The following is a 13981-nucleotide window of genomic DNA, read 5'->3' as shown; positions in this document are numbered from 1 at the left end:
TGCCCATGAGCACGAAATTCCCTTCCATTGGGGCTTTCGCAGCACTTGGCACGCTCGAATTAGTCTACTATTGTTGTGTACAATGTGGCGCAGATGGCGCTGAGGTCAAATGCAAACATGCTATATGTTATGCATAATTCGCATAGGGAGAGAGATAGATGCGGGAGCTACGCCAATTCGTCGAAGTGGCAAACCAGCGATCGATCTCGCGTGCCGCCAAGAAGCTGAATATTTCGCAGCCGGCGCTTTCCCGGGCGATCCGGCAACTCGAAGACAGCTACGGCGTTCCGCTGTTCAACAGGACCGGAGCCGGCGTCGAATTGAGTGTTTACGGTTCAGCCCTTTATAGCCGGGCAGTGCGGATATTGCCGGCGCTCGATGAAGCGAAAGAAGAGATCGAACACCTTCAGGGTCGCGCCAAGGCCGTTATTCGGGTGGCCACCGGCGATCTTTGGGGGCTCGTGATATTGCCGGGGATCATAAAAGCCTTCAGCCGGACGCATCCGGGTGTCGTCGTCCACGTCGAGATAGCCGATGACGGCACGCGTTTCGAGGGAATGCGGCACGGCGTCTACGATCTCGTCTTCGGAACGCTCTCCTACAAATATGAAGCCGTCATGCAGGTCGAGTTCGAAACCCTGGCAAGACAGGCGACCTACATCTACTGCGACAAGGATCACCACCTGGCCAAAGCGGCAACTGTCACCCTCGATGATCTTCTGCGTCAGCGCTGGATCAGTCCCGGTTACGGAGATGATGAAGGGCCTGGTCAGCTCGAGCGTCAGACCCGAGATTTTGCCGTACGTGTGGACTCCATGCTGCAGGCTCTGTTGATCATGCAGGGTTCGCCGCTGGTGATGGCCGCCTCCAGCGGCTTTGTGAAATTATTCGATGGATTCGGGATCAGACCCGTGATGTTCCAGGATCACGGCCGGGTGCAGGAATCGGGCGCAATCTATTTTCCGCGCGCACTCGAAAAATCCCCGGTCCGCGATTTCCTGCGTCTGGTGCGTGGTTCGATTCCGTTGTTGGCGTTGCCTGAATTCTCGCTCACTGAAACTGCGTGATTAAAGCGTGCGAAACATCACCAATGCATCGACATAACCTTGCGTCGGATGAAGGAAAACACCAGGAAGCCGGCCGACGATATCGAAGCCCAGAGATTGCCACAGCCCTACCGCGCGTTCATTGCTGCTGACGACGAAATTGAACTGCATCGCCCGGAAGCCCCGCAAGCGGGCATGCTCCAGGGAATGCTCATGCATCAGCCGGGCGACGCCACGGCCGCTCGCGGCGGCATCGGTCATGTAGCCGCAATTGCAGACATGCCGGCCGCCGCCTGCCTGATTAGCCTTGATGTAATAGGTGCCGAGGATCACGCCATCCTCTTCGGCGACGAAGGTCTCGCGGTCCGGTCCCATCCAGTAGGCGAGCGCATCGGCTTCGCTCAGATCGCGATCGAGCGCATAGGTTTCGCCGGCGCGGATCGTCGGACCGATGATCCTCCAGATGGCGCTTCGATCGTTCTTGTCTGCGAGTCGGATCAGCATGCCCGATCTCTAGCGAAACCGGGCGCGCCGCGCAACGGGTCAGCAGCCTCCGGCAAAAGCCGGAAGCGTCCCGACCTCAAACCCTTTCAAGCGCTATCGCAATCCCCTGCCCGACGCCGATGCACATGGTCGACAGCGAATATTTCCCGCCGGTCTCCAGAAGCTCGAGTGCCGCCGTGCCGGTGATGCGTGCGCCCGACATGCCGAGCGGATGGCCAAGCGCGATCGCGCCGCCATTGCGGTTCACGCGTGCGTCGTCATCGGCAATCCCGAGCGCGCGCAGCACCGCCAGCCCCTGGCTGGCAAAGGCCTCGTTGAGTTCGATCACGTCGAACTGGTCCGCGGTCATGCCGAGCCGTGCCATCAGCTTGCGTGAGGCCGGGATCGGCCCGACACCCATCACCCTTGGCGGAACCGCGGCAGCCGCGCCGCCGAGGATGCGGGCGATCGGCGTCAGGCCGTATTTTCGCGCCGCCGCTTCGGAAGCGACGATCAGTGCGGCGGCCCCGTCATTGACACCGGAGGCATTGCCTGCCGTCACCGTGCCGCCTTCCTTTTTAAAAGGTGTGGCGAGTTTCGCCAGCGTTTCGATCGTCGTCGCGCGCGGATGCTCGTCCTTATCGACGACAACAGCATCGCCCTTGCGCTGCGGGATGGTCACCGGGATGATCTCCTTCGCCAGCCGTCCGCTTGCCTGGGCGGCGGCCGCCTTCGCCTGGCTTCGCACCGCGAAGGCATCCTGGTCTTCGCGGCTGACATGGTAGTCCTCGGCGACATTCTCGCCGGTCTCCGGCATGGAATCGACGCCGTATTGCTTCTTCATCAGCGGGTTGACGAAGCGCCAGCCGATCGTCGTGTCGTGAATTTCGGCGGCGCGCGAAAAGGCCGTCTCGGCCTTCGGCATGACAAAGGGCGCGCGTGACATGCTCTCGACGCCACCAGCGATCATCAGCTCTGCCTCGCCGGAGCGGATGGCGCGCGCCGCCGTGATCACCGCATCCATGCCGGAGCCGCAGAGCCGGTTGATCGTCGTGCCGGGTACGGCGATCGGCAGGCCGGCGAGCAGCGCCGACATGCGCGCGACATTGCGGTTGTCTTCACCCGCCTGGTTGGCGCAGCCGAAGATCACATCGTCGACGGCTTCCCAATCAACGGCGGCATTTCGTTGCATCAGCGCCTTCAGCGGGATTGCGCCGAGATCGTCGGCGCGCACCTGGGACAGCGAGCCGGCGAAGCGGCCGATCGGCGTTCTGAGATAGTCGCAGATAAAGGCTTCGGTCATGGCTTTTCCTTAGAGTTTGGGGACGACGAGGTCGGCAACCGACCCGTCGACATGCAGCGGCGCGCCGGTCATCGCCTGCAATTCCTCCTGCGACATCGCGGCCAGCTTCTCGCGCAGGACGAAGCGTCCCTTGACGATGTCGATGACGGCATGGCTCGTATAGACGCGGGTGATGCAGGCGACGCCGGTCAGCGGGAAGGTGCATGCCTCCACCAGCTTCGGCTCGCCTGTCTTGGTGACGTGCTCGGTAATGACGCAGACCTGCTTGGCGCCGTGCACCAGGTCCATGGCGCCGCCGACGGCCGGCACGCCCTTGCTGCCCACCCGCCAGTTGGCAAGGTCGCCGCTCTGGGCGACCTGATAGGCGCCGAGGATCGCGACGTCGAGATGGCCGCCGCGCACCATGGCGAAGCTGTCGGCGTGATGGAAGAAGGCAGCACCCGGCTTCAGCGTCACCGCCTTCTTACCGGCGTTGATCAGATCCCAGTCCTCTTCGCCTGCCGCCGGCGGCTCGCCAAAGTTCAGGATGCCATTTTCGGTGTGGAAGATCGCCTGGCGACCGGGCGGCTGATAACGGGCGACCATTTCGGGAAAGCCGATGCCGAGGTTGACATAGGCGCCGTCGGCGATGTCCTGCGCGGCGCGCCAGGCGATCTGCGCATTGGAAAGCTTGATGTCTTCGCGGGTGTTGATGGAGCTGTGATCGATGGTCATACGTAGGCCACTCCGGCTCGAATGAGCTCTTCTTCCTGCTGGGGATTGGGAACAGTGACGACACGGTCGACGAAGATGCCTGGCGTCACCACCTGCTCGGGATCGATGCCGCCGGCCGGAACGATGGATGAGACCTGGACGATGGTCTTCGCCGCCGCCATGCACATCAGCGGATTAAAGTTGCGGCCGGCCTTGTTGTAGGTGAGATTGCCCTGGATATCGCCGATCCCAGCCTTGACGATCGCGAAGTCGGCCTTCAGCCAGCGCTCCTGCACATAGTGGCGGCCATCGAATTCGGCGATGACCTTGCCGTTGGCAAGCTCGGTGCCGTAGGCGGTAGGCGTGTAGAAAGCCGGAATGCCGGCCCCGCCGGCGCGGATGCGCTCGGCAAGGGTTCCCTGCGGCACCAGCTCGAGCTCGATTTCACCGGCCAGATATTTATCGGTGAAGGCGCGCGGATCCGACGACCGCGGGAAAGAGCAGATCATCTTCCGCACCATGCCGGCATCGATCATCGCAGCGATACCGATGCGCCCGTTGCCGGCATTGTTGTTGATGACGGTGAGGCCTTTGGAGCCCTTGTCGATCAAGGCATGAATAAGCTCGATCGGCGCGCCCGAGCCACCAAAACCACCGATCATGACGGTCGCGCCATCACCGATCTCAGAGACGGCTTCCGCCGTGCTCCCGACTGTCTTGTCCATGCGGGATCTCTCCTTGGCTAGATGCGGCCGGGAACTGGTTCCCGTCCTTTGAGCGTCAGGGATAAAGCGCAGCGGGCCGGACGGCAACAATTTTGTGCGTTATTTGACATTTGTTCATATATCGCACAAAGTGGATGAATCGATCGGAGAACCGGACCCATGCGCGAAACGGATTTCGTCAGCGGCTTCGCCCGTGGCCTGAAAGTCATCGAGGCCTTCGGCGAAACACGCCAGCGCCTGTCGATCGCCGAGGCCTCGAAGCTGACCGAGCTTGACCGCGCCACAGTGCGGCGCTCGCTGCTGACGCTTGCCGAGCTCGGTTATGCCGATTATGACGGTAAATTCTTCACGCTGACGCCGAAGATCCTGCGTCTTGGCCATGCCTATCTCGCGGCGACGCCGCTGCCGGCGCTGTTGCAGCCGCATCTCGATCATCTTTCGGAAAAGGCCGGCCAGAGCGCTTCGGCTTCGGTGCTCGACGGCACCGACATCGTCTATATCGCCCGCGCCTCGCAGCGCCGCGTCATGTCGATCAATTTGACCCCCGGCAGCCGCCTGCCCGCCTACTGCGCCTCGATGGGGCGCGTGCTGCTCGCGGCTCTCGCCGAGAGCGAGGCACGCGCCATCCTTGCCCGCAGCGAGCTGAAGCAAAACACGGCAAATACCAGGACCGACCCGGACGAGCTGATCGCCGAATTCCGCCGTGTCCGCGCTGAGGGTTACGCCATTATCGATCAGGAGCTGGAGATCGGCCTCTGCTCCATCGCCGTGCCTATCGACAATGACCGCGGCGAAACGGTCGCGGCGATCAATATCGGCGCACCGGCCGCCCTCGTGCCGGCGGCGGAGATGAAGGAACGTTATTTGCCGCTGCTGAAGGAAACACAGGCCGCGTTGCGGCCGCTGCTGCGCCGGTGACGGGGTAAGCAGTTCCAGCAAAAGTGCGCAGCGGTTTTGCGTCCGGAATGCGTAAAAAAGGTGACAGAGCAGCCCCGGTCAACGCCGGGGCCGTTCGTATTCGGTCAATGCGTCAGGTCGAGCGCGGCTGTGAGGTCGCCCATCGGCGGCTGGTCGTTATTGCGCAGCGCCTTGTCGCGGGCAATGACGCCGGGCAGCACCGGCAGATCGTAGCGCGCGGTGATGAAGCGGATGATCGACGTCGTGTCGTACTGGTTATGATCGACCATGCCGCCCTTGGCAAAGGGCGAGATGATGAAGGCCGGAATGCGGTTGCCCGGACCCCAGCGATCGGCCTTCGGCGGCGCGACGTGATCCCAGAAGCCGCCATTCTCGTCATAGGTGACGATGACGAGCATATGGCCCCATTGCGGGCTCTTCTCGAGGTGGGAGACGATATCGGCAAGATGCTGGTCTCCGCTCGCAACATCGGCATAACCGCCATGTTCGTTGAGGTTGCCCTGCGGCTTGTAGAAGGAAACCGCCGGCAGCTTGCCATCGTCGATATCCCTGAGGAAGGCTTCGCCGCCAAGGCCGCCGTCTCTCAGATGCTCGGCGCGCGCCGGCGTACCGGGCGCGAAATTGGCGAAATAGTTGAACGGCTGGTGATGGAACTGGAAGTTCGGCACCGGGGTGGCGTTCTTGCCGTCCAATGCCGCCTGCCAGGCGCCGCTATACCAGGCCCAGCTGACGCCCTTGAGCGACAGGAGATCGCCGATGGTGATTGCATGCTGCGGCGGCAGCGTCGTTGCGGCCGCCGGATCGGCATAGGCCGCATCACCGTCCTTGGCCGGCGGATTGGCGCTCGGCTGGTAGGGCGGCTGCATGGTGTTGACGGCGTAGAAGTCGGGGGTCAGCGTGCCGTCGGAGACAAATTTGGGTGCACCCTCCAGCGCCGACTTCGGGGCGTTTTCCGCCACGGTCAGCGATGTGCCGTCCGCGTCGACCTTGGCGATGGTGGGCTTGGCCGGGCTTTTGTCGGCATCCGGATAATAGGGCGTGCAGGCGCAGACCAGCGCGAAGTGGTTGAGGAAGGAACCGCCGAAGGCGCCCTGGAAGAAGTTGTCGGCAATGACGTATTTCTTGGCGACCTGCCACATCGGCAGGATGGAGCCGTCGTAATGGCCCATGACGAGGCTGCCGGAATCGGCCCAGGCGACGAACTTGTCGTTCTTGCCGCCGTCGATCTGCATCTGCTCCTGGTAGAAGCGATGCCAGAGGTCGCGGGTGATGACCGAAGGCGCCTCTGCGAAACCCTGCGGATCGTCGATCGCGAAGGAGGCGTTGGCGAGATGGGCCGACTGTGCCTCGGTGACGGCAGGCGAGACACCCTTGGCGGTGAGGCCGCCCCAGGCCGGCGGCAGTTCGGACAGCGGCTGGCCGTCGCGGTCGAGCTGGCGTGCGCGATCGGCCGTCGCGTTCGAGAGCCCGTCGGCGCCGGGAAAGCTGCCGTAGAGATTATCGAAGCTGCGGTTTTCGGCATAGATGACGACGACATTGTCGATCTTGTCGTAACCGGCCGGCGCCGCATGAGCTGCCGTCGCCACCGCAAGCGGCACGATGGCCGATCCGGCGAGACAGATCGAGTGGAGGAGTTTCAGTCTTTTCACGTGGGTACCTCATGGCTAGGGGGCGTTGGCTAGAGGGAGCGGAGAACGCTCGGGGGCACTTCGACGCTATTCCGGCCGTCTATCAACTTTGTGACATCCGGGGTTGCCGTGATGCCGCAGGAGGATCGCCGTCATCAATTTGTTGCAAGGAGGTTCGATCATGGTGGAAACCAGCGCCAACTTATTGGAATCCTTATCATGACGACGAAGATCATCTGGCTTGTGCGGTCCGGCCTGGCCGTCGGCATGGGTGCCATGGCGCTTGGTCTTGCCATTTTTCCCCTGCGGCAAAGCAGCGCGGCGACCGCCGCCGGCCTGCATCCTGGACCGATGTCGCGCACTGAGGCCTTCGCCCGGGCCGAAATGCTCGGCGCAATTGGCCGCAAGATATTCTCAGATCCGTCGCTGTCAGCCTCGGGGCTCCAGGCCTGCGCTTCCTGCCATGATCCCCGTCACGCCTTCGGCCCGGCATCGGCCATGCCGGTCGAAATGGGCGGCGAACATGGGGACCAGCCGGGGCTGCGCGCCGTTCCGACGCTGCGTTATTTGCAGGCGGTACCCGCCTTCACCGAGCACTATTACGATTCCGAGGACGAGGGCGACGAGAGCGTCGACAATGGCCCGACGGGCGGCCTGACCTGGGACGGCCGGGTCGATCACGGCGCCGATCAGGCGAAGATCCCGCTGCTCTCGCCCTTCGAGATGGGCAACAAGGATGCCGCCGAGGTGGTGGCGAAGCTGCGCAAGGCCGCCTATGCCGACGACATCAAGGCGGCGTTCGGCGAGACGGTGTTCGACAATCCTAAGGATGCCTTCGATGCCGCCACCGAGGCGCTCGCCACCTTCGAGCAGAGCGGCCCGGATTTCTATCCCTATTCCAGCCGCTATGATGCCTTTCTCGCCGGCAAGGCAACGCTGACGGCGCAGGAGTTGCACGGACGACAACTGTTCGAGGATCCGGCCAAGGGCAATTGTTCGAGCTGTCACTTAAGCGAACCTGCCAATGACGGCGAGCCGCCGCAATTTTCCGATTTCGGCTTCCTCGGGCTCGCCGCACCCCGCAACATGGCGATCCCGGCCAACAACGATCCCAACTATCACGATCTCGGTCTTTGCGGCCCTCAGCGCACCGACTTTGCCGGACGTAGCGACTATTGCGGCCTGTTCCGCACCCCGACACTGCGCAATGTCGCGCTGAAGCAGAGCTTCTTCCACAACGGCTATTTCCACTCGCTGCGCGACGTCGTCTCCTTCTATGCGACGCGCGACAGCGATCCCGGCCGCTGGTATCCCAAAAATTCAGGCGGCACCGTCCGCAAATATGACGACCTGCCGCAGGCCTATTGGGACAATCTCAACCAGGATCCGCCTTTTGGCCGGAAGCCGGGCGACGCGCCCGCCCTCACCGATCCCGAAATCGACGACATCGTCGCCTTTCTCGGAACCCTGACCGATGCCGACCTGCAGCCTGAGGCGAGCGGGCATTGACCCGGGCCGGCGGACCACTCTTGTTGTGGACCTGCCAGGCTGAGAACGGAAACACATCTCGGGACCGTTGCTTGAGAATATGCAATCAATGATTTATATGCTGTCATTGATGAATGGAGGCAATGATGGCCAGCATGACGATCCGCAATCTCGATGATGGATTGAAGCAACGGCTGCGCGTTCGCGCCGCCACGCATGGCCGGTCAATGGAAGACGAAGCACGCGATATTCTGCGTACGGCACTTGCGACTACCGAGCCGGTGGCGCGCAATCTCGCCGATACCATTCGCGCCCGCTTGAAATCGGTCGGAGGGGTTGAGCTCGAAATTCCGCCCCGGCAGCCGATCCGGGACGCGCCGGACTTTGACGCGTGATCGTTCTCGATACCAACGTCATTTCGGAACTGCTCACGCCGGCGCCGAATGTGGCTGTAATCGAATGGCTCAGGGCACAACATCCACTATCGGTGTTCACGACCGCGATTACCGAAGCGGAAATTCTATATGGCTTACGCCTCCTTCCTCACGGACGACGTCGGAATGATCTCGAGGCAGCAGTCCTGCCAATATTCCATGAGGACATGAGTGGCCGTGTCCTGCCATTCGATCGTGACGCGGCAGACGTCTACGCCATCATTGCCACTGATCGCCGCAAGGCTGGCAGGCCGATCAGCCAGTTCGATGCGCAGATCGCAGCCATCGCCATCTCGCGCGGCGCTTCACTCGCAACGCGCAATGTGTCCGATTTCGAGGGAATCGGCTTGCAGATCATCAATCCGTGGAAGGATCTCTAAGTCCCTCGCATCGCAGAATTCTAAACCATCTAAGTCAGCCACGACCTAAGCATTCCCACTTGATGTATCATAATTTCCGATATACATCATTTCATCGGAAATACTGGGGGAATGATGGAACGCTCGTTTTTGACGATTGCCGCCGGCGAGAATAATGATGCGATACGCGCGCTTTCGGCGCCGGCGCGGCTCGAGATGCTCAAGCTGCTTTGCGCCAAAGGGCCGATGAATATCAACGATATCGCGCGTGCTCTTTCGCTGCCTCAATCGACCGTCGCCACCGGGATCCAGATTTTGGAAGACGCCCGGCTTGTCGATTCCCAATTGACGAAGGCGCGCAAGGGAAACCAGAAGATCTGCTCGGCGATCTACAGCGAAATTCTGATCAGCTTTGAGGAAAGTGCGGCCCAAAGGGCCAACAATATCATCGAAGTCGAGATGCCGGTTGGGCTCTACACCAGTTGCGACGTGCATGCGCCGTGCGGTCTTTGCTCCACCGAGAGCGTCATCGGCCCTCTCGACGTGCCCGACTATTTTCTCGATCCGCAGCGCATGCAGGCCGGGCTCGTCTGGTTCGGCAGGGGCTATGTGGAATATAAATTCCCCAACAACGCCAAGGTGTTGAACAAGGATATCCGCGCCATCGAATTTTCGCTGGAGCTGTCGTCGGAAGTGCCCGGCACCAATCCGGACTGGCCGTCGGATATAACGCTCTGGGTCAACGGAATGGCGATCGGCACCTGGACGTCGCCCGGCGACTATGGCGACAAGCGCGGCGCCTTCACTCCGGCATGGTGGAAGCTTGAGGGCTCGCAATATGGTATGATGAAGACCTGGCGTATCTCCACGCGCGGAACCTTCATCGACGGTGTCGCCGCCTCGAATGTCACGCTCAGCGATCTCGCCCTTACGCAGCACTCTTCCATCCGGCTCCGGGTCGGCATCGCGGAGAATGCCGGCCATACTGGCGGCGTCAATATATTCGGCCGTGGCTTCGGAAATCACGGACGCGACATCATCATGCGGCTGCACGTCTGAAATATCAAAATCGGAAATCTTGATTTACATATCACGCTTATTTCCAGTTTTGACGACCGATAAAATCGGTCAAACATTTGTAATAAAACAATTTTTTATCATCACCACATTAGTATGATTAAAACCGCAACGCGGTTGACAGAACAACATTCCTGATATCAAGTTAGAGGCAAGAAAACAAAATTTCTGATATATAAACGGGAGGATCCGTTGAAGACGAACGTTGTGGTTCACCGCGATTTCCGCATCGCGAGCATTGATTCCAGGCTCTACAGTTCATTTCTCGAGCATCTCGGCAGGGCGATCTACGGGGGCATTTATGAGCCCGGACACCCGACGGCCGATGAGGACGGATTCCGGCAGGATGTCCTCGATCTGGTCCGTGAGCTCGACACGCCATACTGCCGCTATCCCGGCGGCAACTTCGTCTCGGCCTATAATTGGGAGGACGGCGTCGGCCCTCGTGCCGAGCGCCCGGTGCGCCTCGACCTTGCCTGGCGCACCCGCGAAGCCAACCAGATCGGCGTCAATGAATTCGTCGACTGGTGCAAGAAGGCGAATACCAAGCCGATGCTCGCCGTCAATCTCGGATCACGCGGCCTGGATGCCGCCCGCAATTTCCTGGAATATTGCAATCATCCCGGCGGCACCTACTGGTCGGATCTGCGCCGCAAGCACGGCTGGTCCAATCCGCACGATGTCAAATTGTGGTGCCTCGGCAACGAGATGGATGGTCCCTGGCAGGTCGGCCACAAGTCGGCCTATGAATATGGCCGGCTGGCGGATGAGACGGCGAAGGCCATGCGCGGCTTCGACAAGTCCCTCGAGCTCGTGGTCTGCGGCTCGTCCAATTCCGACATGAAGACCTATCCCGAGTGGGAAGCGCAGGTCCTCGAGCAGTGCTATGACAGCGCCGACCATATCTCGCTGCATATGTATTTTGCCAACCGCGAGAAAAATACGCTCAACTATCTCGCCCGCGCGACGAAGCTCGACCGCTACATCACCACGATCGGCGGCGTGATCGACTACATCAAGGCGAAAAAACGCTCGAAGAAGACGATCGGCATTTCCTTCGACGAATGGAATGTCTGGTATCATTCCAACCAGCAGGACAAGGAGATCCTGGCGCGCGACGAGTGGCCGGATGCACCGCATCTCTTGGAAGACGTCTATAATTTCGAGGACGTGCTGCAGGTCGGCGGCATCCTGAACACCTTCATCCGTCGTTCCGACCGCGTCCGCATCGCCTGCATCGCACAGCTCGTCAACGTCATTGCCCCGATCATGACCGAGGACGGCGGTGCGGCCTGGCGCCAGACTATCTATTATCCGTTCTACTACGCCTCCAGATATGGCCGTGGAACGGCGCTGCAGCTGGTCGTCGATGGCCCGACCTATGACAGCGACGAGGAGAATGATGTCCCCTATCTCGACGTATCTGCCGTCCATTCCGAGGACGGCAAGACCCTGACTTTCTTTGCCGTCAACCGCCATCCGAGCACGGCGCTCGATCTCGATGTGCGGCTGGAAGGCTTCGGAAATGCCCGGGTGATCGAGCAGGTGGAGATGACCCACGGTGAGCTGGAAGCCGTCAACACGGCAGCGCGGCCAAAGACGGTCGTTCCCGTCAATGTCGAGAGTGGAAAGATTGAGGATGGACGGCTGCGGTCGGCGCTGAAACCGTTCTCCTACAACGTCATCCGGCTGTCGGTGTGACAGCTACCGCCGGACGTTCCGGCTGAAGATATTTGGCTCGCTGCGAGGAGGCAGGGAGCCGGAGGGATGGTTCACTGAGGTCCCGGACCTGACTGTTCAAGTCCTGACGCTTCTGCGAACCGACAACCGCGACGTGCCCATGCGTGCCTTTGCGGCCGCCGTATCGTCGCTTTCTAGGGAGGAGTTCATGCAACAGTGGAAGAGGCTCGCATTTGGCGTCGCGCTGGCCGCACTCGGCCTGACAGCGACGGCCAAGGCCGATGACTATACCTCCTTGCCGCGCAAGGAGACGCTCATCGTCGAAAATCCGGAAGGGACGATCAAAAATCCCGGCTGGTTCAACATCTGGGTCAATGGCGGCGGCGGCGTTTCGACCGGCCTGCAGCAGCTGACCATGGATACGCTCTGGTATATCGACCCCGAACAAGGACTTGGCGGCGCCACCTGGGACAATTCGCTGGCTGCCGACAAGCCGCAATATAATGCCGACTTCACCGAGATGACCGTGAAACTGCGCAAGGGGCTCTTCTGGAGCGACGGCGTGGAGTTCACGGCAGACGACGTGGTCTATACCGTGAAGACGCAGATGGATCACCCCGGCATGATCTGGAGTGCTGCTTTCTCGGTGCAGGTGGCAAGTGTCGAGGCGACCGACCCCTCGACTGTGGTGTTCAAGCTGAAGAAGCCCAATTCGCGCTTCCACGCTATCTTCACCGTTCGCTGGAACGGCGCCTGGATCATGCCCAAGCATGTCTTCGAGAAAGTCGAAGATCCGCTTCGTTATGATTTCGCCAATCCCGTTTCGCTCGGCGCCTACAAGCTCAAGTCCTATGATCCCCAGGGCAAATGGTATACCTGGGAGAAGCGCGACGACTGGCAGCGGACATCGCTTGCCCGCTTCGGCGAGCCGGCCCCGAAATACGTGACCTATGCCGATCCCGGCCCGCCGGATAAACGCACCATCGCTCAGCTCGAGCACAATCTCGATATCATTCACGACAACACGCCCGAGGGCATGTTCACGCTGAAGGAAAAATCCAAGACGATCGAAACCTGGTTCCCGGGCTTTCCCTTCGCCCATCCGGATCCGACACTTCCGGCCGTGATCTTCAACACCCAGAATCCGCCCTTCGACAACGCCGATGTACGCTGGGCGCTTGCCCTGCTGATTGACATCAAGGCCGTTGATATGGCGAGCTACCGCGGCGCTGCGACGCTGTCGGCGCTCGGCGTGCCGCCGACGGCGGCCACGATGAAGGACTATCAGGCGCCAATGCAGGATTGGCTGAAGAATTTCGAGATCGATACCGGCAAGAGCAAGATCAAGCCTTATGACCCGACGGTCGGGCAACAGATCGCCGATATCCTGCGCAAGCAGCCGAAGTTCAAGGACCAGATCCCGACCGACCCGGAGGCGATCAGCGGTGCCTTCGGCTATGGCTGGTGGAAACCGGATCCGAAGGCTGCCGGCGAACTGCTGGAGAAGGCAGGCTTCAAGAAATCCGGCGGCAAATGGCTGACCCCGGATGGACAGCCCTTCAAGATCCGGATGACGGTCGAGGGCGACACACGCTCGGTCTTCACCCGCGCAGGCACCCTGATTGCACAGCAATGGGCCGCATTCGGCATCGACGCCAAAGCCGTGCCGGCCGCGAAACTTTGGCAGACGGCGCTACAGCCCGGCGATTTCCAGGTGGCGATCGCCTGGAGCGTCGAAACCTGGGGCGGCGATCCCGACCTGTCGTTCTTCCTGGACAGCTGGCACTCGCAGTTCGTGGCCAAGAAGGGTGACAATCAGCCGCCGCGCAACTGGCAGCGCTGGAGCAATCCGGAGCTCGATAAGATCATCGAAAGCATTCGCGGCATCAGCGCCGACGATCCCAAGGGCGTCGAGCTCGGCAAGGATTATCTGAAGCTGGTCGCCCGCGAAATGCCGACGATCCCGCTGATGTCGTATAACGTCTTCACCTCGATGGATACGACCTATTGGACCGGTTATCCGACGATATCAGATCCCTATACCGATCCGGTGCCGAATTGGGCCAACTCCAGGCTGATGATGGTCAAGCTGAAGCCGGCACAACCGAAATAATCCTCCCAACGCCGGCGCGAGTGTTGCGCGCCGG

The 13981-nt window shown here is 60.9% G+C and carries 13 protein-coding genes; 8 read left to right on the top strand and 5 right to left on the bottom strand.

Features of this window, described 5'->3' with window-relative positions:
• The first annotated feature begins 158 nt into the window (after nt 1-158).
• On the top strand, nt 159-1067 hold the full coding sequence (locus HX898_RS18060; protein WP_180195298.1) for a LysR family transcriptional regulator: 909 nt from the start codon (nt 159-161) through the stop codon (nt 1065-1067).
• On the opposite strand, the gene HX898_RS18055 is transcribed toward HX898_RS18060, so the two are convergent.
• The 4 genes from HX898_RS18055 to HX898_RS18040 all read right to left on the bottom strand — a co-directional run bounded on the left by HX898_RS18055 (nt 1068) and on the right by HX898_RS18040 (nt 4250).
• The gene (locus HX898_RS18055; RefSeq protein ID WP_180195297.1) at nt 1068-1550 is read right to left on the bottom strand and encodes a GNAT family N-acetyltransferase; all 483 of its coding nucleotides are present in this window, start codon (nt 1548-1550) and stop codon (nt 1068-1070) included.
• Between the two features lie 76 nt (nt 1551-1626).
• The gene (gene pcaF, locus HX898_RS18050; protein ID WP_180195296.1) at nt 1627-2832 is read right to left on the bottom strand and encodes a 3-oxoadipyl-CoA thiolase; all 1206 of its coding nucleotides are present in this window, start codon (nt 2830-2832) and stop codon (nt 1627-1629) included.
• Nucleotides 2833-2841: 9 nt separating this feature from the next.
• The gene (locus HX898_RS18045) at nt 2842-3546 is read right to left on the bottom strand and encodes a 3-oxoacid CoA-transferase subunit B (RefSeq protein ID WP_180195295.1); all 705 of its coding nucleotides are present in this window, start codon (nt 3544-3546) and stop codon (nt 2842-2844) included.
• On the bottom strand, nt 3543-4250 hold the full coding sequence (locus HX898_RS18040) for a 3-oxoacid CoA-transferase subunit A (protein ID WP_180195294.1): 708 nt from the start codon (nt 4248-4250) through the stop codon (nt 3543-3545). The genes HX898_RS18045 and HX898_RS18040 overlap by 4 nt, the downstream gene beginning before the upstream one ends.
• 159 nt (nt 4251-4409) lie before the next feature.
• Between HX898_RS18040 and HX898_RS18035 the strand changes: the two genes are divergently transcribed.
• Nucleotides 4410-5168 (top strand): IclR family transcriptional regulator C-terminal domain-containing protein, encoded by a 759-nt coding sequence (locus HX898_RS18035; protein WP_138389723.1) that lies wholly within the window; start codon nt 4410-4412, stop codon nt 5166-5168.
• 104 nt (nt 5169-5272) lie between these two features.
• Here HX898_RS18035 and HX898_RS18030 read toward each other — a convergent pair whose 3' ends face one another.
• Complete coding sequence (locus HX898_RS18030; protein WP_180195293.1) at nt 5273-6817, bottom strand: acid phosphatase; 1545 nt, start codon at nt 6815-6817, stop codon at nt 5273-5275.
• Between the two features lie 198 nt (nt 6818-7015).
• Between HX898_RS18030 and HX898_RS18025 the strand changes: the two genes are divergently transcribed.
• The 6 genes from HX898_RS18025 (at nt 7016) to HX898_RS18000 (ending at nt 13947) form a co-directional block, all read left to right on the top strand.
• On the top strand, nt 7016-8305 hold the full coding sequence (locus HX898_RS18025) for a cytochrome c peroxidase (protein WP_180195292.1): 1290 nt from the start codon (nt 7016-7018) through the stop codon (nt 8303-8305).
• A 125-nt stretch (nt 8306-8430) separates the two neighbouring features.
• The gene (locus tag HX898_RS18020; protein ID WP_180195291.1) at nt 8431-8679 is read left to right on the top strand and encodes a plasmid stabilization protein; all 249 of its coding nucleotides are present in this window, start codon (nt 8431-8433) and stop codon (nt 8677-8679) included.
• The gene (locus tag HX898_RS18015) at nt 8676-9098 is read left to right on the top strand and encodes a type II toxin-antitoxin system VapC family toxin (RefSeq protein ID WP_180195290.1); all 423 of its coding nucleotides are present in this window, start codon (nt 8676-8678) and stop codon (nt 9096-9098) included. Before HX898_RS18020 ends, HX898_RS18015 begins: the two co-directional genes overlap by 4 nt.
• A 111-nt stretch (nt 9099-9209) precedes the next feature.
• A complete protein-coding gene (locus HX898_RS18010; protein ID WP_171598072.1) occupies nt 9210-10136 on the top strand; it encodes an ArsR family transcriptional regulator in 927 nt (308 codons plus the stop codon).
• Between the two features lie 210 nt (nt 10137-10346).
• A complete protein-coding gene (locus HX898_RS18005; protein ID WP_180195289.1) occupies nt 10347-11855 on the top strand; it encodes an alpha-N-arabinofuranosidase in 1509 nt (502 codons plus the stop codon).
• Between the two features lie 187 nt (nt 11856-12042).
• Nucleotides 12043-13947, top strand: a complete 1905-nt coding sequence (locus HX898_RS18000; RefSeq protein WP_180195288.1) for an ABC transporter substrate-binding protein — start codon at nt 12043-12045, stop codon at nt 13945-13947.
• The last annotated feature ends 34 nt before the right edge of the window (nt 13948-13981 follow it).

It is taken from the genome of Rhizobium sp. WYCCWR 11128 (assembly GCF_013416305.1).
Classification (GTDB): domain Bacteria; phylum Pseudomonadota; class Alphaproteobacteria; order Rhizobiales; family Rhizobiaceae; genus Rhizobium; species Rhizobium indicum.
The sequence above is the reverse complement of the archived record's forward strand: the minus strand, read 5'-3'. Positions and strand labels throughout refer to the sequence as shown.

Coding starts and splice junctions, on each gene's coding strand:
- HX898_RS18010 (WP_171598072.1), top strand. CDS start 9,210: ATGATGGAACGCTCGTTTTTGACGATTGCCGCCGGCGAGAATAATGAT.
- HX898_RS18020 (WP_180195291.1), top strand. CDS start 8,431: ATGGCCAGCATGACGATCCGCAATCTCGATGATGGATTGAAGCAACGG.
- HX898_RS18055 (WP_180195297.1), bottom strand. CDS start 1,550: ATGCTGATCCGACTCGCAGACAAGAACGATCGAAGCGCCATCTGGAGG.
- HX898_RS18035 (WP_138389723.1), top strand. CDS start 4,410: ATGCGCGAAACGGATTTCGTCAGCGGCTTCGCCCGTGGCCTGAAAGTC.
- pcaF (WP_180195296.1), bottom strand. CDS start 2,832: ATGACCGAAGCCTTTATCTGCGACTATCTCAGAACGCCGATCGGCCGC.
- HX898_RS18060 (WP_180195298.1), top strand. CDS start 159: ATGCGGGAGCTACGCCAATTCGTCGAAGTGGCAAACCAGCGATCGATC.
- HX898_RS18045 (WP_180195295.1), bottom strand. CDS start 3,546: ATGACCATCGATCACAGCTCCATCAACACCCGCGAAGACATCAAGCTT.
- HX898_RS18025 (WP_180195292.1), top strand. CDS start 7,016: ATGACGACGAAGATCATCTGGCTTGTGCGGTCCGGCCTGGCCGTCGGC.
- HX898_RS18000 (WP_180195288.1), top strand. CDS start 12,043: ATGCAACAGTGGAAGAGGCTCGCATTTGGCGTCGCGCTGGCCGCACTC.
- HX898_RS18040 (WP_180195294.1), bottom strand. CDS start 4,250: ATGGACAAGACAGTCGGGAGCACGGCGGAAGCCGTCTCTGAGATCGGT.